The organism is Achromobacter sp. Marseille-Q4954 (assembly GCF_943737025.1).
Taxonomy (GTDB): Bacteria; Pseudomonadota; Gammaproteobacteria; order Burkholderiales; family Burkholderiaceae_B; genus Achromobacter; species Achromobacter bronchisepticus_A.
Map to the genome: position 1 here is coordinate 180,495 of NZ_CALSFQ010000004.1, position 16,630 is coordinate 197,124.

A 16,630-nucleotide genomic window follows, 5' to 3' on the forward strand; every position below is an offset into this window, starting at 1 on the left:
TGACTGAAAGTATGGCGCGGCGGCGGTTCCGCGTGTTTAATCTGGACTTAATCATCCATTAATCCGTGCCTGCATGATTACGACCGAAGACCTGCGTTTTTTCCTGACCCTGGCAGTCACCCGCTCGCTGGCCGAAGCGGCGCGCGCGCTGGATGTCACGCCGCCCGCCGTCACTCAAAGGCTGCACACGCTGGAAAAACGGCTGGGCGTCAGGCTGGTCAACCGCTCCGGACGCGGCACCGCGCTGACCGACGAAGGCAGGCTGCTGGCGTTGCGGGCGGAACAGATCTGCGGCGAACTGGGCGACCTGGCCGACGAACTGGCGGGCCGCCGGGGCGTGGTGGCAGGTCATCTGCGCGTGGTCGCGCCGCTGGGATTCGGGCAGCGCTACATCGCCGGGCTGGTCGCGGAGTTCCGCGGCCAGAGCGCGGACGTGACCGCCAGCCTGACGCTGTCCGACGGGCCGCCGCGGCTGGCTTCCGACGACTGGGATGTAATGGTGCATATCGGCGAACTGCGCGATTCGACGCTGGTCGCCTACCCGCTGGCGCCCAACCGCCGGATCCTGTGCGCGGCGCCCTCCTACCTGGCGCGCCGCGGCGCCCCTGTCAAGCCCGAGGATCTGCGCGGACACGACTGCATCGCGCTGCGCGAGAACGATGAAGACGTAACCTTGTGGCGCTTCAAGCATGGGCGCGGCCCGGCCGTTGGGGTGCGCGTGGCGCCGGTGCTGTCCAGCAATGCGGGGGAAACTGCCGTGGAGTGGGCCCTGGCCGGGCACGGCATCATCGTGCGCTCGGAGTGGGATGTCGCGGCGCATCTGCAGGCGCGTGCGCTGGTGCCGCTGCTGCCCGGCTGGACCCTGCCGTCGGCCGACGTGGTGGCCCTGGTCAAATCGCGCCAGGAGCTGCCCGCGCGGACGGCGGGCTTCCTGGCGCATTTGCGCACCGCCTTTGCAACGGCGCCCTGGCGCGGCTAGTCCAGCATGGCCTCGGCCTCGATCTCGATCAGCCATTCCGGCAATGACAGGCCGCTGACGATGATCCACGACGAGGGCGGGGGATCCTTCTTGAAACGGTCGCGCAGCGCCTGCGCGATCACTTCCTGGTCCTCCCTGGCCGTTTCGCAGATGTAGATGCGCAGCATGATCACCTGCTCCAAGGTGCCGCCGGCCGCAGCCAGCACGCGCTCGACATTGTCCAACGCGGCTTCGGTCTGCTCCCGCAGGCCCGGTCCCGCCGTACGCTCGTTGATGTCGACCCCGACCTGGCCGGACAGCAGCATGCGGCGCTGCCCGGTGACGATGACGGCCTGGCTGAATCCGTATTGGACGGTATTGAACACGGTGTCGGGATTGACGACGGTTCTGGACATGCGGTTCTCCTTGCGGCGCGCCTGAGCAGGCGCCGGACTCCCCATTCTATCGGCCGGCCGGGTCAGGCGTCGGCGCGACCGGCCGCGGCACTGCGTCCCACCGGTATGGCGGCCAGCAACACGATCGCGCCCGCCCCCACCGCCGTCCAGAATCCCGCACCCACGCCGTGGTGGTCGACCACCCAGCCCGCCAGCGCCGCGCCCGCCGCGACGCCAGCCCCCAGGCCGGTCACCAGCCAGGTCAGCCCTTCCGTCAGGCGATGGCCAGGCACGCTGCTTTCCACCAGCGCCATCGCGATGATCATGGTCGGAGCGAACGACAGGCCGGCCAGCAGCACGCCCAGCACCAGGGTAAGCAGATCGTTCACCAGCAGCAGCGGAACCGTGGTGAACGCCGTGACCGCCGCCGCGACCACCAGCAGGCGGGCCAGCGGCATCTGGAACTTCAGTACGCCAAACACCAGACCGGCCACGCAGGAGCCCAGGGCATAGGCGGACAACACCAGGCTGGCTCCGGCCGGCATGCCTTGCTGCCGGGCAAAGGCGACGCTCAGGACGTCGATGGTGCCGACGATGACGCCCATGGCGGCCATCATCGCCAGCAGGGAGGGCATCGGCGGCATGCGCAACACCGAGGCCTGACGCCCTTCCTGCTTGAACCGCACGGCGGGCGCCGTGGCCCGCTGCAGCACGAAGGCGGTGACGCCCACCGCGAGCAGCAGCGCCGCGAACAGCGGACCGGCCTGCGGAAAGAACAGCGCGCTCAGTCCCACGGCCAGCGGCGGACCTACGATGAAGCTCAGCTCGTCGGCTACGGACTCCAGCGCGTAGGCGGTGCGCAACTGCGGCTGGTCCCTGAAGATCTCGGTCCAGCGCGCGCGTATCATCGCCGGCATGCTGGGCAAGGCGCCCGCCAGCGCGGCGAAGAGAAACAGGGTCCACTCGGGCGCACTCCATTGCACGCAGACTGCCAGGCCGACCAGCCCCGCGACGCACAAGCCCGCGGCCACGGGCAACACCCTGCCCTGGCCATGGCGGTCCACCAGGCGGGAAATCCGCGGCGCCAGCAAGGCCGTGGCCAGCGCAAACGTGGCCGCGACGGCGCCTGCCAGTGCATAGGACCCACGCACCTCGGACAACATGGTGATGATGCCGATGCCGATCATCGGCAATGGCAGGCGGGCGATGGCGCCCGCCAGGACAAAACCCAATGCGCCGGGCGCCTGGAACAACTCGCGATACGGATTCGACACCGGAAGCCTTTGATTGCTGTGGACAGCGGCATCGTATTCACATACGATGCGTATGTCAATTTACATACACGTCGTATGTCTTTGGAGAGGAGCATGACGCGTTCCCGCGCCGAGATGATCGAAGCCACCCGCGCGAAACTGCTGGCCACGGCCCGGCAAGCCTTCCGTGAAGCCGGCTATGCGGCCACGTCCATGGACGATTTCACCGCGGCGGCAGGACTGACGCGGGGCGCCCTGTACCACCACTTCGGCGACAAGAAAGGCCTGCTCGCCGCAGTGGTCGAACAGATTGACGGCGAAATGGACCAACGCCTGGCCGCGATCGCCGCGCAGGCGCCCGATGCCTGGGCCGCCTTGCATGGGCGCTGCCGCGCCTATCTGGAGATGGCGGCCGAACCCGAGATCCGGCGCATCGTGCTGCAAGATGCACGGGCCGTGCTGGGCGCGGTGACGGACGGTTCGCAGCAACACTGCATTGCTTCGCTCGCCGCGCTATTGCAGACGATGATGGATCAGGATCTCATCGAAGCCGCCGCGCCGCAGGCGCTGGCGCGGCTGATCAACGGCAGCCTGGTCGAAAGCGCCTTCTGGATCGCGCAGGACGCCGGGGACGGCCCGCGCCTGGCGCAGGCCTTGCAGGCGCTGGACCTGCTGCTGCGCGGATTGCTCAAGCACTGATTGCCGCCGCGGCAAGGGGCCGCGGCGCTCGCACACAGCGTTTGCGGTTGCGCGCCGGCATGCGTATTATCCAATACAAATCTTGTTTAAATAATTTCTCTCGAAGGCGGAAGACCGCGTGAGCACCGGTACAACCCATGTTTCAAGCGCGTCCTGGGCAGATCTGCTGCACGGGACCAATGCCCTGCGCTCCATCGCGCTGGCAGGCGGGGTGGCGCTGCACGCCATCAACGTCTACATCGTCACCACCATTCTGCCCAGCGTCATCAAGGACATCGGCGGACTGGAGTACTACGCCTGGAACACCACGCTGTTCGTCGTGACCTCCATCGTCGGGTCGGCGCTGTCGGCCAGGCTGATCGAAACGCTGGGGCCGCGCGCGGCCTACCTGCTTGCCGTCGCGGTGTTCACCGCCGGTTCCGTGGTGTGCGCGCTGGCGCCGAGCATGCCTGCGCTGCTGGCCGGACGCAGCATCCAGGGCCTGGGCGGCGGCATCCTGTTTGCGCTCAGCTATGCCCTGATCCGCCTGGTCTTCGAGGCGCCGCTCTGGTCGCGCGCAATGGCCCTGGTGTCCGGCATGTGGGGCGTCGCCACCTTGTGCGGCCCCGCCATTGGCGGGGTCTTCGCCCAGACCGGGCACTGGCGGCTGGCGTTCTGGGCCTTGCTGCCCGTGGCCGCCGCCCTGGCGGCGATCGTGGCCCTCAAGGTCGGCGGCAAGGAATCGGTTCCGCCCTCCCGCCCGAGTCCGCTGCCCGTGACCACGCTGGGCCTGCTGGTGGCCAGCGTGCTGGCAATCACGCTGGCCAGCCTGTCGACCGACCTGCGCTGGAATCTGGCGGGCATTGCCGCCGGACTGGCCATCGCCGCGCTGATCGCGGCGGTGGACCGGCGCGCCGCGAAGCGGCTGCTGCCCACCGGCGCCTACTCGATCGCCACGCCGCTGGGCGCGCTGTACGCGGTGATGTGCCTGGTGGTGGCCGCCATCACCACCGAAATCTTCGTGCCGTATTTCCTGCAGGTCATCCATGGCATGACGCCGCTGGCGGCCGGCTACATGACCGCGGCCATGGCGGCGGGCTGGACCCTGGCCGCCATGCCCAGCGCCACCCGCAGCGGCCCGGCCGCGAATTTCCTGGTGCGCCTGAGCCCCATCGTGATCCTGGCCGCGCTGGCCGCCCTGGCCTATATGACGCCGCGCACGGCGCAACTGCAGTCCTATCCGGGGTTGGCGCTCTATGTGCTGGCATTGGCCGGCGTGGGCTTCGGCATCGGCCTGAGCTGGCCGCACCTGCTGACACGCATCTTCACCGCGGCGCCTGCCGGCGAAGAAACCTTGACCTCCTCGTCCATCACCACGGTGCAGCTCTATGCAACGGCCTTGACGGCGGCGCTGGCTGGCGTCATCACCAACAGCGCGGGCCTGGCGGACCCCGGCGGCGTCGCGGGCGCGCAGCATGCCGCGCAATGGCTGTTCGCCGCATTCGCGCTGGCGCCAGCCGGCGCCCTGCTGCTGCTCGGGCGGATCACCCGCGGCCACGCGCAGGACGCCATCCAGAAATAGCAGCCAGCCGGGCCGGTCCGTACCCACCAAAGGCGGTATGGATGGCCCGGGCCGCTTTTGCTACGCTGGACTCTATCTGCAAGGGGTCCTGGCAATGATCAACAGAATCCGCGTGCTGACCGTCCAGCCGTCGTCGTTCTCGGCGCGTTTCGCGTTCCTGGGCATCGCCCTGCGCTGGACACTGGGCGCAACGCCCCGCCCGAGCCGGTTGCTGATCGGGCCGCACGACCTCGAACCGGTGGGATCCGAGGCAGCCTTCTGGCAATTCGCCTTGCGCCATGCCGCAACCGGCCGGTCCTTCCTGGTGACGCGCGGCGACCGCTGGGACCTGGCGGCGTCCGTGGACGGCGACGAAGTGAGGGCTTTCGGCCGCAAGTTCGCTTTGCGACAATGCCTGTTCTGATTCGGCCGGCGCGGACGCCTTGCGCACCGGCCTGCCCTGAAAGGAACAGCCATATCAACGCCTGACACCACCGTCATCCATATCAACGGCCCGATCAACAGCGGCAAGTCCACGGTCGGAGCGGCCTTGGCCGCCCTGTTGCCCGCTGCGCGCTTCATCGACGGCGATGATCACGACGCCCCCAGCCATCTGCCATACACCGAGCAGTGGGCGCTGGCGCTGGCCCGCCTCACCAGGCTGATCGCCCAGGCGCAGGAGCGCTATCTGGTCATCGCCTACCCCTTGGAGCAGGATAGCTACGAGCAAATCCTGGCGGCGTGCCGACAACGCGGCGCGCGCTTGCGCGTAGTGACCCTGGCCCCCACGCTCGCGGCCGCCCAATCGGACAGGGGCGGCCGCGTCTTGACGGATTGGGAGCGGCAGCGCATCGCGCAGATGTACCTCGAAGGCTATGCCGCGCGTCCCTTCAGCGACCTGGTGCTGGACACCTCGGCCACGGACGCGCAAGCCAGCGCCTGCCTGATTGCGCAATGGCTCGCGCGCTAGCCTAGCGCGCCGGCTGGCGCTGGTATTGGGCATCCGGCGCGCGGCCACGCAGCAACGACTCCGGATGCGCTTGCAGATAGTCCGACAGTTCCCGCAGCGAGCGGGCCGCCCGCGACAATTCCTGCAAGACCGCGTTGGCATTGACCGGCAGGCCGGCGTCGGGGCTCAGCACCCCGCCTACAGCGGCCAAGGACTTGCTGGCCTGGCGCAGCATGGCTTGCGCCTCGGGCGCCAGGCGCGTATCCAGCCGCTTCATCAGGCTGGAAGTGGCGCGCAGCAATTGGCCCAGATCGGCGCCCAAGCCTTCGAACGGCACCCTGTCGAGCTTGGTAAGGATGCTGTTGATCTGCTGCTGCAACTGGTCCAGGTTGTTCGGCACGGTGGGAATGAACGGTTCTTCCTCCATCGTGAACGCCACCGGCTTGGCGTCCGGGAACACCGCCAAGGCGACGTACAGCTGGCCCGTCAGCAGGTTGCCGATGCGCAGCTGCGCGCGCAAGCCGTGCTGGATCAACGCGGCCAGCAGCTTGCCGTTGGGATGCTGCAGCGTCGAACCCGAGTATTCCTTGATTTCCTCGACCGTCTGCGCGCCCAGGCGCTCGGGATAGACGGTGGCTCCGACCAGCGCGTAGAACTACTTGATCGCCGGGTCGAACTCCAGGCGGATCGAGTCCACCTGGCCGATGGCCGCGCCATACGCGTCGATGGGCGCGCCGACCACCAGCCCCCGGACCGACTGGTCAAAACGCATGCGGATGTGCAGCGGCATGCCATCCGGTTGCGCGCGGGCCGCCCCTTCCGACGGGAAGATGGTGAACTCGGCATCGGCCTTGGCCACCACGTGCGCGTGCTGCTCGATGGTGTCGAATGCGACGCCCCCCACGATCACGGACAGCAGCGACTGCGAACGCACCTGCAGGCCGCGCGCGTCGACGCTGAAATCCACGCCGCTGGCGTTCCAGAAGCGCGTGGCGCTATTGACGTATTCGTCATTGGGCGCATCGATGAACACCTGCACGTTGACGCCCTCGCCGCTGCTGTCCAGGTGATAGGCCACCACCTGCCCCACGGCAATGCGCCGGAAGTAGACGGGTGAGCCTATGTCCAGCGAGCCCAGGTCGCGGGCCTTGAGGGTGTAGCGCTTGCCGGCCCGGTCCTGCTGCACCTCGGGCGGCGTTTCCAGGCCGACGAAGCTGTACTTGGTGGCGCGGCTTTCTCCTTCCTGGCGGAACCGGTCGGAGGGGTCCACGCCGATGTAGGCGCCGGAGAACAGGGTGCTCAGGCCGGACACGCCGCTCAGGGTCAGCCTGGGCCGCACCACCCAGAACATCGTCCCTTCCTGCAGCAGGCTGCCGGCGTCCTTGTTGATGCGCACGGTCGCAACAATGCCCGACCGGTCCGAGTTCAGGGCCACGCGCTCGACCACGCCGACCACGACGTCCTTGTAGCGGACCTGGGTCTTGCCGGCCTCCAGCCCTTCGGCGGTCTGGAAGCTGATGGTGGCGGTGGGGCCGGCCTGCATCCAGACGCGCACTACCAGCGCCAGTCCGCCCACGGCTGCGATGAGAGGCACCAGCCAGATCCAGGACAGGCGACGCCTTTTACGGCTTGCGGCAGGCGTGCTGGCAACGGCGGACCCAGGTTCAGGCATGGGAGATGTCCCCTGTTGTACGCATTGGACTCGAGGGCAGAACGCTTTCAAGAATCGCGCCCGCACGACCAGCGCGCAAGTAAGGGTATTCCCGAAATGGACGCGCCGGGCAGAAATGCGCGCCGCCCGATTCACGAGTAGGATAAGGCCCCCAAAAGCAGCAACAGGAAGTACCCGTGACCATCGAAATCCGTCCCGCCGTCGCCTCGGACGCGGCCCAGATCCATGCCTTCATCACCGAGCTGGCCGTGTACGAACGCGCCGCCCATGAAGTGATCGCCAGCCCCCAGGATGTCGAGCGCACCCTGTTCGCCGAGAACGCGCCGGCCAAGGCCCTGATGTGCCTGCTGGACGGCAAGCCCATCGGCTACGCCGTCTACTTCTACAGCTACTCGACCTGGCTGGGCAAGAACGGGATCTATCTGGAAGACCTGTACGTCACGCCGGAGCAGCGCGGCATCGGCGCGGGCCGCGACCTGTTGCGCCATCTGGCGCAAGAGGCGGTGGCCAACGGCTGCGGCCGGCTGGAATGGAGCGTGCTGGACTGGAACACGCCCGCCATCGATTTCTACAAGTCGATCGGCGCGTTGCCGCAGGATGAATGGGTGCGTTACCGGATGGCCGGAGACGCCCTGCTCAATTTCGCGCAGGGCCGGCGCTAGGCGCCGCCAGCCGGCCTGGCCGGATCAGAATTCCGGCAGATCGAAAAGCGTGTAAAGGGTCGAGCTGGGAACCGGCGCGGACGCGAGATGTTCGCGTCCGTCGTCATCCACCAGCACGCGCACCGGCCGCAGCGCCACGCTCATGCCATCCTGGCTGATGGCGGTTTCGACTTCCACGCCGTCCTTGATGGCCTCGATGACCTCGGATGCCGCCGCCGTCACCGGCTCGGTGACCCAGCCGGGGATGCCGCGTTCGGCCTGGCCCCAACGCACATAGGCCACGTGCCCGCTGACGGGTTCCTTTCGGACGGCGACGATCACATACAAAGACATCCAGGCCTCCCCAATAGTTGGCCCGGATCGTATAACAACTTTGCGCAGCCGTTATGACCGCGGGATTCAGGGTTCGATGTCGATAGGGGCAAAGGACTTCACCAGGTCGTCCAGCATCTTCAACTGGGTCAGGAAGGGCTCCAGCTTGTCCAGCGGCAAGGCGCTGGGACCGTCGCACTTCGCGTTGTTGGGATCGGGGTGGGCTTCCAGGAACAGGCCGGCCAACCCCACGGCCATGCCCGCGCGCGCCAGTTCGGCCACCTGCTCGCGGCGGCCGCCTGATGCCGCATCCAGCGCCGAGCGCTGCTGCAAGGCATGCGTGACGTCGAAAATGAGCGGCCTGTTGCCGGACACTTTCTTCATCACGCCAAACCCTAGCATGTCTACAACGAGATTGTCATAGCCGAAGCAGGTGCCGCGGTCGCATAGGATGAGCTTGTCGTTGCCGGCCTCGGTGAACTTCTCGACGATGTTCAGCATCTGCGTCGGGCTGAGGAACTGCGGCTTCTTGATGTTGATGATGCGCTGCGTCTTGGCCAGCGCCACCACCAGGTCCGTTTGCCGCGCCAGGAAGGCCGGCAGCTGCAGGATGTCGACGACCTCGGCCACGGCCGCGGCCTGCCAGGGCTCATGCACGTCGGTGATGACGGGCACGCCGAATTCCTTCTTGACCGCCTCGAAGATCTTCATGCCCTCTTCCAGGCCCGGGCCGCGATAGGAATGGATGGACGAGCGGTTGGCCTTGTCGAAGGAGGCCTTGAAGACGTACGGGATGCCCAGCTTGCGGGTGACGCGCTGGTATTCCTCGCAGGCGCGCAGCGCCAGTTCCTTCGATTCCAGCACGTTGATGCCGCCGAACAGCACGAAGGGGCGATCGTTCGCGCAGCTGATCGAGGAGGAGATAAACACTTCAGGGGCGGTCATGGTGGGTACATCCTGTGGAAGTAAGGCAGTGATAGTGCGTAATGTACAACCTGCCCGGCCCGGCTTTCACTACCCGCCCTTGCCGCGCGCTCCTCAGCGGCTGGAGAGCATGCGGCGCAGCACGCCATCGCGCAGGACATAGTGGTGGAACAGCCCGGCCAAGGCATGCAGCAGCGCCAGCGCGATGATGCACCAGGCCACGGTATCGTGCAGTCCGCCAATGAAGCGGCGCTGCTCGTGGTCGATGGCGATCAACGTGGGCACGTCGAACAGGCCAAAGAAAGCGAACGGCTCGCCCTGCGCCCAGCGGAAAAGAAAGCCCAGCACGATCTGCGTCGCCATCAACAGGTACAGCAATCCGTGTACGCTCGTACTAGCCACGCGCAGCCAGCCCGTGGCGGCCGGCGGCAGGCGCCTGCCCGCCGTGAGGCGCCAGATGGCGCGCAGCACGAACACGGCGGCAAACACCAGGCCGAACGATATATGCAGGTGCTGCAGCAAACGCCGCGTGGGCGTGCCGCGCGGCAGGAAGTCCCAGATCTCGGCCAGCGCGAACAGGCCCACCACCAGCGCCGCCGTCAGCCAATGGAACGCGATGGTGACGCGGTCATAGTGCGCAAGGCCGGTGGACGCGGCGGGGGTAATCGTTGTGGTCACGGAATACGCTCATCTTCCTGGAATGGGAGTGCAAGCGTATTGAGATCGGACTTACGGCGTCCTGATTCCGGCCGGCCTCAGGCGTTGCCGGTGTCGGAGGTCCATCTGGCCGAGTAGGTCTGCGGCAACAGGCTGAGGCTGCCCACCAGTTGTTCCACCCGCTCGTCTTCCTGGCGCATGGAATAGACCACCGCCGTCACCTCGGAGCGGCCGCCGTCGCGCTGCTGGCTTTCCACGCCGCGCAGGCGCAGGCTGTGCTTGCCCAAGGCATTCAGCAATTCCGCCCGCACCATGGCTTCGTCCGTGGAGGCGCAGGTCAAGGCGATGTTGTAGTAGCGCTCTTCGGTTTCCGCGTCGGGTACGTAGCGGTCCATCAGCCTGGCGCCGCGCCGCAGCAGCACATTGGTGACCAGGATCAGCGCCGTGACCGCGCTGGCTTCGGCCAGGAAGCCATAGCCGGCAAGCACCCCTACGGCGCCGGTAGCCCAGATGGTGGCGGCCGCGCTCAGGCCGCGTATGGTCAGGCCGTCGCGCATGATCAGGCCCGCGCCCAGGAAGCCGATGCCGGTCACGACCTGGCTGCCCAGGCGCATGTCGTTGCCGGCGTCCAGCAGCGCGGGCAAGGCGGTATAGGCGGCCGCGCCCAGCGAAACCAGAGCATGCGTGACCACGCCGGCATAGTTCTGCCGCCATTGGCGCTCGGCGCCGATGGCGGCGCCGAGCAGCATGGCCAGCACAAGATTGATGGCGATTGAAAATTCGTTCATGGGACCAGGATCAGAGACTTGGCCCCATTATCGCCCGGCGCAACGCCTGGCCTAGCTACGCTCCTGGGCGGGATCGCTGACCAGCCGGTAGGCGATGGCGCCGACGATCGCCCCGACGATGGGCGCGACCCAGAACAGCCACAGCTGCTCCAACGCCCAGCCGCCCACGAACAGCGCGGGGCCGGTGGAACGGGCCGGATTGACCGAGGTGTTCGTCACCGGAATGCTGATCAGGTGGATGAGCGTCAACGCCAGTCCGATGGGAATCGCCGCGAAGCCGGCTGGCGCGCGCTTGCTGGTCGCCCCCAGGATCACGAAGATGAAGCCCGCCGTCAGCACGACTTCCGTCACCAGGGCCGACACCATCGAGTACTTGCCCGGCGAATAGGCGCCGTAGCCGTTGGCCGCGAAATGGCTGCCCTTCAGGTCGAAACCCAGCTTGCCGCTGGCGATGCAGGCCAGCACCGCCGCAGCCACGATCGCGCCCAGGACCTGGGCAATGACGTAAGGCAGGATTTCCTTGGCCGGAAAACGGCCGCCCGCCACCAGGCCCACCGTGACGGCCGGGTTGAAATGCCCGCCGGAAATATGGCCGACCGCGAACGCCATTGTCAGCACGGTCAGGCCGAAGGCCAGCGCCACGCCAGCAAAACCGATGCCTAGTTCCGGGAAACCGGCGGCCAGCACCGCGGCGCCGCAGCCCCCCAAAACCAGCCAGAACGTGCCAAAGAACTCAGCGCCGCAACGCTTAGAAAGCGGATACATGTCGACTCCCCGAAAAACGAAAATGCCACGGTATCGCGGGGCGGCAACGACGACTTTAAAGCAATGCAAATCTTGACAATTCTTGAACGCAGCCAGACGCGCCCCCCCCCTGCCGCAACCACGGTAACGGCGTCCGATGGACTCGGGGATCGTCCGGACCGGCTAGACGGAAAGGCGCACGCCGCACGGGCACGGACGATGCAGGCCGTGCCGGGCCGCGCATCCGGCGCCTTGGCCCGCGCCCCGGAACGAGCGCGCCTAGCCGTGCACGGGAGTGCAGAGCTCCACCAACGTTCCGTCCGGACAGCGAACATAGGACACGACCTGCCCCCAGGGCTTGGAGACAGGCGCGCTCATTTCCGTGGCGCCCGCCGCAAGCGCGCGGGCATGCGCCGCGGCCACATCGTCCGTCACGAAAGCCACTTCCATGCCCAGCGGCTCGGCCGACGCCGAAGCCGCTACATGGCCGCCGCCGAAATTGGAGCCGGCCAGTTCATGCGCCGCGAACGACAGCGTGGTTTCGCCGGTGTCCAGTTCGCCGTAGGTCTGGGACTCGTGCAGAAAACGCCTGGCGAAACCGAATGCCTGTTCAAAGAAGGACAGCGATGCGGCGACGTCCGGTACGTAGATGATGGTGTATCCGAATTTCATGGTTCGTCCTGATCGTGGGAAATGGCGCTGTGGCCGCGCTGTGGCCGATATGCGCGCCGGAGGCGCATGACGAGATTGAACCAGATTACTGTTCATTTATCCAGTATTTAGTAGTCTTGCCAGCCGACAGCCTGATCCCTGCCTAGGCCGCCTCTTGGTGCAGCCCGCCGCTGGACCACCGGTCCACGTCGCGGATCAGATACAGCAGGAACTTGGTGTAAGCCACATCCAGCGCCTGCACCCAGGCGGAGTTGTCGTGGCGGGCGCAGGACGCACGGATGGCGCAATCCAGCGTTTCCGCCAGATGGCCGACCGTGGTCCCGGACATCCGGAAGCAGATCGGCGCCTGGCAGGAATGCCGGTGGGCATGGCGCAGCGCGCTGTCGCGCGCCTGCGCCGTGGCGTGGGCATCGGCCACGTCCCGCAGCAAGCGGTTCAGGATTTCGCACCAGTCGGCCAATAGCTCATGCACGGCTCACCTCTCAGGGAACACGTCTGCGTCAGGAAAAGGAGTACTAGGCGGGGGCGTGCAGCACCGTCACCAGCACGGTCGCGTCGTGCACGGCCTGCAGCGCGTGCGGTTCGTGCGCGGGCAGCGCGACGAGCTGGTTCTCGCGCAGTTGGCGCACGCCATCGCGCAATGCCACGCTGACCTCTCCGGCGATGCAGTGAATGGTGATTTCGCCCGCCACGGCATGTTGCGGCAGGCCCTTGCCGGCGGGCAGCGCCAATTGCAGCAGTTGCATGTGCGCCGTCTTCATCAGGCTGACGCTGACGGCCTCCCCGTGTTCGCGATGCGGGGTGCGTATATCGATGACATCCAGAAATGCAGCGTGCTTGAGCGCCATGGAAGGCTCTCCTTATCGTGCTGTGTACGGGGCTGTTTGAGAGGCTGTTGCGATGCCGGACAGCGGCAAGCCTCCACCGAAGAGCGCGAAGATATATCAAAAATGCGCTTTAGGCACGGGAGGTTATCCCTAAGCGCGGGCCGGCGCCGAAAAAAGAAAAGCCCCAAGGCATTCAATGCCTTGGGGCTTGCAGGACACTGTAGCCATGAAGCCCGATCAGTGCCTAAATAAGGTTGGTGCGAAGGAGGGGACTCGAACCCCTACACCTGTTACGGCGTCAGGACCTAAACCTGGTGCGTCTACCAATTTCGCCACCTTCGCTATAGGCCAAGCCCGCTATTGTAGCTTGCTTGTTAAAATCTTGCGTCATGAATCCGCGCCTCGATGCCCTACACCCCTATCCGTTCGAAAAACTGCGCGCTTTGCTGGCTTCGGCCAGCCAGCAGCCGGACGGTCTGACGCCCATCAATCTGTCGATCGGCGAGCCCAAACACGCCGCGCCCGCGCGCGTCGAACAGGCCATCCGCGACAGCCTCGCGGGCCTGTCCGTGTACCCGTCCACCAAGGGCGATCCGGCGCTGCGCCGGGCGATCTCGGAGTGGCTGGCGCGGCGCTACAGCATCCCTGCCCCGGATCCGGAAACGCAGGTGCTGCCGGCGCTGGGCTCGCGCGAGGCGCTGTTCGCGTTCACGCAGACCGTCATCGACCCGTCCGCAGGCTCGGTGGTGATCTGCCCCAATCCCTTCTATCAGATCTACGAAGGCGCGGCGCTCCTGGCTGGCGCCACGCCCTACTTCGTCAACGCCGACCCGGTGCGCAATTTCGCCAGCGACTGGAGCCAGGTGCCCGACGAAATCTGGAAGAAGACGCGCATGGTGTTCGTCTGCTCGCCGGGCAACCCGGCAGGCAACGTCATGTCGCTGGACGAATGGGAAACGCTGTTCGAACTATCCGACCGCCATGGTTTCGTGATCGTCTCGGACGAGTGCTATTCGGAAATCTATCTGGACGAAGGCAACCCGCCGCTGGGCGGCCTGCAGGCCGCGCGCCGCCTGGGCCGCGATACCTACCGCAACCTGGTGGCGTTCTCCAGCCTGTCCAAGCGTTCCAACGTGCCGGGCCTGCGTTCGGGCTTCGTGGCGGGCGACGCCGCGCTGATCGGCCGCTTCCTGCTGTATCGCACGTATCATGGCAGCGCCATGAGCCCCATCGTGTCCGCAGGCAGCATCGCCGCCTGGACGGACGAGGCGCACGTGAAGGACAACCGGCGCCTGTACCGCGAGAAATTCGACGCCGTCGTGCCCATCCTGCAGAAGGTGCTGGACGTGTCCCGCCCGCAGGCCTCGTTTTATCTGTGGGCGGCCACGCCGGGTTCCGATACCGCGTTCGTGCGCGACCTTTTTGGCCGTACCGGTGTTACCGTGCTGCCGGGCAGTTTCCTGGCACGCGAGGCTCACGGCGTGAATCCCGGCCAGGGCCGCATCCGCATTGCTCTGGTGGCGCCCTTGGCTGACTGCGTGCAGGCAGCCGAACGCATCGCCCATTTTGTGCATACTTCCGTTTGATCAACCTTTAAAAGCTGAGCCGCTATGACTCTCGACCTGCAGACCACCATCGAAAAAGCCTGGGACGACCGGGCCAACCTGTCGCCCACCGACGCCAGCGCCGAAGTGCGCGAAGCGGTCGAGCGCACCATCGACGGCCTGGACCTGGGCCGCCTGCGCGTGGCCGAGAAAATCAACGACGACTGGGTTGTGCACCAGTGGATCAAGAAGGCCGTGCTGCTGTCGTTCCGCCTGAACGACAACGCCATCATGGGCCAGGCCCCCCTGCAGTTCTACGACAAGGTGCCGCTCAAGTTCTCGGAATACGGCGACAACGCCTTCAAGCAAGGCGGCTACCGCGTGGTGCCGCCGGCCGTGGCCCGCCGCGGCGCCTACCTCGCCCGCAACGTGGTGCTGATGCCCTCCTACGTGAACATCGGCGCCTACGTCGACGAAGGCACCATGGTCGACACCTGGGCCACCGTCGGCTCCTGCGCCCAGATCGGCAAGAACGTGCACCTGTCGGGCGGCGTGGGCATCGGCGGCGTGCTGGAACCGCTGCAAGCCAACCCCACCATCATCGAAGACAACTGCTTCATCGGCGCCCGCTCGGAAGTCGTGGAAGGCGTGATCGTCGAAGAGAACTCGGTGCTGGCCATGGGCGTGTTCCTGTCGCAAAGCACCAAGATCTATGACCGCGCCACCGGCAAGATCACCTACGGCCGCGTGCCGTCGGGTTCGGTCGTGGTCCCGGGTTCGCTGCCGTCGGCCGACGGCTCGCACAGCCTGGCTTGCGCGGTCATCGTCAAGCGCGTCGACGCGCAGACCCGCGCCAAGACCAGCATCAACGATCTGCTGAGGGCCTGATGAGCAATTCAGCCGTACTGGATCTGGTCAAGGACCTGATCGCCCGCCCTTCGGTCACGCCGGCCGATGAAGACTGCCAGGCGACGCTGGCCGCGCGCCTGGAACGCATCGGCTTCACCTGCGAGACCATCGCCCAGGGCGGTGTCACCAACCTGTGGGCGCGCCGCGGCAGCGCGGCGCCGCTGACCGTGTTCGCCGGTCACACGGACGTGGTGCCTCCGGGTCCGCGCGAAAAGTGGGAAAGCGATCCTTTCGTTCCCACCGAGCGCGATGGCTACCTGTACGGTCGCGGGGCGGCCGACATGAAGAGCTCGATCGCCGCCTTCGTGGTGGCGGCCGAGGAATTCGTGGCGGCCCACCCGCAGCATGGCGGCTCGATCGCCCTGCTGATCACCTCCGACGAAGAAGGCCCGTCCATCGACGGCACCGCCATCGTTTGCGACGCGCTGAAGGCGCGCGGCGAACAGATGGACTATTGCATCGTCGGCGAACCCACCTCGGGCGACGTGCTGGGCGACACCTGCAAGAACGGCCGCCGCGGTTCGCTGTCGGGCAAGCTCACGGTCAAGGGCATCCAGGGCCACGTGGCCTACCCCCACCTGGCGCGCAACCCCGTGCACCAGCTGGCGCCGGCCCTGGCCGACATCGTCAGCATCGAATGGGACCAGGGCAACGAGTACTTCCCGCCCACCACGTTCCAGGTGTCGAACCTGAACTCGGGCACCGGCGCCACCAACGTGGTGCCGGGCGAGGCGGTGGCGCTGTTCAACTTCCGCTTCTCCACCGCCAGCACGCCGGAAAGCCTGCGGGCGCGGGTGCATGAAGTGCTGGACCGCCATGGCCTGGAGTACACGCTGGACTGGGAACTGGGCGGCGAGCCCTTCCTGACGCCGCGCGGTTCGTTGACGGATGCGCTGGTCTCGGCCATCCGCGATGAAACCGGCGTGACGGCAGAGCTCTCCACCACCGGTGGCACGTCCGACGGCCGTTTCATCGCCAAGATCTGCCCGCAGGTCATCGAATTCGGTCCCTGCAACGCCACGATCCACAAGGTCAACGAACGCATCGAAGTGGCCTCGCTGGATCCGTTGAAGAACATTTATCGGCGCACGCTGGAAAACCTCCTGCTGCCGCCCAAGTAAAAGC

At 66.5% G+C, this 16,630-nt stretch carries 19 protein-coding genes, 1 tRNA gene and 1 pseudogene; 9 read left to right on the forward strand and 12 right to left on the reverse strand.

All coding sequences use genetic code 11. The features are described 5' to 3' along the window. Positions 1-73 precede the first annotated feature (73 nt). Positions 74-979, forward strand: a complete 906-nt coding sequence (locus tag NGK62_RS29095; RefSeq protein ID WP_059373583.1) for a LysR family transcriptional regulator — start codon at positions 74-76, stop codon at positions 977-979. On the opposite strand, the gene NGK62_RS29100 is transcribed toward NGK62_RS29095, so the two are convergent. After that, positions 976-1,374 (reverse strand): RidA family protein, encoded by a 399-nt coding sequence (locus NGK62_RS29100; protein WP_251881614.1) that lies wholly within the window; start codon positions 1,372-1,374, stop codon positions 976-978. The genes NGK62_RS29095 and NGK62_RS29100 overlap by 4 nt on opposite strands. A gap of 62 nt (positions 1,375-1,436) precedes the next feature. Further along, positions 1,437-2,627, reverse strand: a complete 1,191-nt coding sequence (locus NGK62_RS29105; protein WP_251881616.1) for an MFS transporter — start codon at positions 2,625-2,627, stop codon at positions 1,437-1,439. 93 nt (positions 2,628-2,720) lie between these two features. Between NGK62_RS29105 and NGK62_RS29110 the strand changes: the two genes are divergently transcribed. The 4 genes from NGK62_RS29110 to NGK62_RS29125 all read left to right on the forward strand — a co-directional run bounded on the left by NGK62_RS29110 (position 2,721) and on the right by NGK62_RS29125 (position 5,815). After that, on the forward strand, positions 2,721-3,305 hold the full coding sequence (locus NGK62_RS29110) for a TetR/AcrR family transcriptional regulator (protein WP_118932696.1): 585 nt from the start codon (positions 2,721-2,723) through the stop codon (positions 3,303-3,305). A gap of 118 nt (positions 3,306-3,423) precedes the next feature. After that, complete coding sequence (locus NGK62_RS29115) at positions 3,424-4,866, forward strand: MFS transporter (RefSeq protein ID WP_251881618.1); 1,443 nt, start codon at positions 3,424-3,426, stop codon at positions 4,864-4,866. Between the two features lie 94 nt (positions 4,867-4,960). Continuing rightward, positions 4,961-5,269 carry a hypothetical protein gene (locus NGK62_RS29120; protein WP_059373681.1) on the forward strand — a complete coding sequence of 103 codons (309 nt, stop codon included), beginning with the start codon at positions 4,961-4,963 and terminating at the stop codon, positions 5,267-5,269. A gap of 126 nt (positions 5,270-5,395) precedes the next feature. Next, complete coding sequence (locus tag NGK62_RS29125; protein WP_251881620.1) at positions 5,396-5,815, forward strand: shikimate kinase; 420 nt, start codon at positions 5,396-5,398, stop codon at positions 5,813-5,815. 1 nt (position 5,816) lies between these two features. Here the strand turns inward: NGK62_RS29125 and NGK62_RS29130 are convergent. Then, positions 5,817-7,466: pseudogene (locus NGK62_RS29130) on the reverse strand (PqiB family protein). A gap of 176 nt (positions 7,467-7,642) precedes the next feature. On the opposite strand from NGK62_RS29130, the gene NGK62_RS29135 reads away from it, so the two are divergent. Continuing rightward, entirely contained in the window at positions 7,643-8,128 is a 486-nt protein-coding gene (locus NGK62_RS29135; RefSeq protein ID WP_118932699.1) for a GNAT family N-acetyltransferase, read from the forward strand. Positions 8,129-8,152: 24 nt separating this feature from the next. Here NGK62_RS29135 and NGK62_RS29140 read toward each other — a convergent pair whose 3' ends face one another. The 9 genes from NGK62_RS29140 to NGK62_RS29180 all read right to left on the reverse strand — a co-directional run bounded on the left by NGK62_RS29140 (position 8,153) and on the right by NGK62_RS29180 (position 13,394). Then, a complete protein-coding gene (locus NGK62_RS29140; protein WP_059373603.1) occupies positions 8,153-8,461 on the reverse strand; it encodes a hypothetical protein in 309 nt (102 codons plus the stop codon). A gap of 66 nt (positions 8,462-8,527) precedes the next feature. Further along, positions 8,528-9,385, reverse strand: coding sequence for a 3-deoxy-8-phosphooctulonate synthase (gene kdsA / locus NGK62_RS29145; RefSeq protein ID WP_251881622.1), 858 nt, complete (start codon positions 9,383-9,385; stop codon positions 8,528-8,530). A 93-nt stretch (positions 9,386-9,478) separates the two neighbouring features. After that, positions 9,479-10,042, reverse strand: coding sequence for a cytochrome b (locus NGK62_RS29150; protein ID WP_251881623.1), 564 nt, complete (start codon positions 10,040-10,042; stop codon positions 9,479-9,481). 77 nt (positions 10,043-10,119) lie between these two features. After that, complete coding sequence (locus NGK62_RS29155; protein WP_059373609.1) at positions 10,120-10,809, reverse strand: MgtC/SapB family protein; 690 nt, start codon at positions 10,807-10,809, stop codon at positions 10,120-10,122. A gap of 51 nt (positions 10,810-10,860) precedes the next feature. Then, complete coding sequence (gene aqpZ / locus NGK62_RS29160; RefSeq protein WP_054456051.1) at positions 10,861-11,574, reverse strand: aquaporin Z; 714 nt, start codon at positions 11,572-11,574, stop codon at positions 10,861-10,863. Positions 11,575-11,832: 258 nt separating this feature from the next. After that, on the reverse strand, positions 11,833-12,225 hold the full coding sequence (locus NGK62_RS29165) for a VOC family protein (protein ID WP_059373611.1): 393 nt from the start codon (positions 12,223-12,225) through the stop codon (positions 11,833-11,835). Positions 12,226-12,367: 142 nt separating this feature from the next. Further along, positions 12,368-12,697, reverse strand: coding sequence for a hypothetical protein (locus NGK62_RS29170; protein WP_124260363.1), 330 nt, complete (start codon positions 12,695-12,697; stop codon positions 12,368-12,370). 43 nt (positions 12,698-12,740) lie between these two features. Beyond that, positions 12,741-13,073, reverse strand: a complete 333-nt coding sequence (locus NGK62_RS29175) for an AraC family ligand binding domain-containing protein (RefSeq protein WP_059373620.1) — start codon at positions 13,071-13,073, stop codon at positions 12,741-12,743. Between the two features lie 234 nt (positions 13,074-13,307). Further along, a tRNA-Leu gene (locus tag NGK62_RS29180) sits at positions 13,308-13,394 on the reverse strand. Positions 13,395-13,441: 47 nt separating this feature from the next. On the opposite strand from NGK62_RS29180, the gene dapC reads away from it, so the two are divergent. The 3 genes from dapC to dapE are packed head-to-tail and all read left to right on the forward strand — an operon-like array spanning position 13,442 to position 16,626. Further along, positions 13,442-14,638: a succinyldiaminopimelate transaminase gene (gene dapC, locus NGK62_RS29185; RefSeq protein WP_251881625.1), complete on the forward strand. Its 1,197-nt coding sequence runs from the start codon at positions 13,442-13,444 to the stop codon at positions 14,636-14,638. Between the two features lie 24 nt (positions 14,639-14,662). Further along, the gene (dapD, locus tag NGK62_RS29190) at positions 14,663-15,484 is read left to right on the forward strand and encodes a 2,3,4,5-tetrahydropyridine-2,6-dicarboxylate N-succinyltransferase (protein ID WP_013394697.1); all 822 of its coding nucleotides are present in this window, start codon (positions 14,663-14,665) and stop codon (positions 15,482-15,484) included. Further along, on the forward strand, positions 15,484-16,626 hold the full coding sequence (gene dapE / locus NGK62_RS29195) for a succinyl-diaminopimelate desuccinylase (RefSeq protein WP_059373625.1): 1,143 nt from the start codon (positions 15,484-15,486) through the stop codon (positions 16,624-16,626). Before dapD ends, dapE begins: the two co-directional genes overlap by 1 nt. Positions 16,627-16,630: the final 4 nt, after the last annotated feature.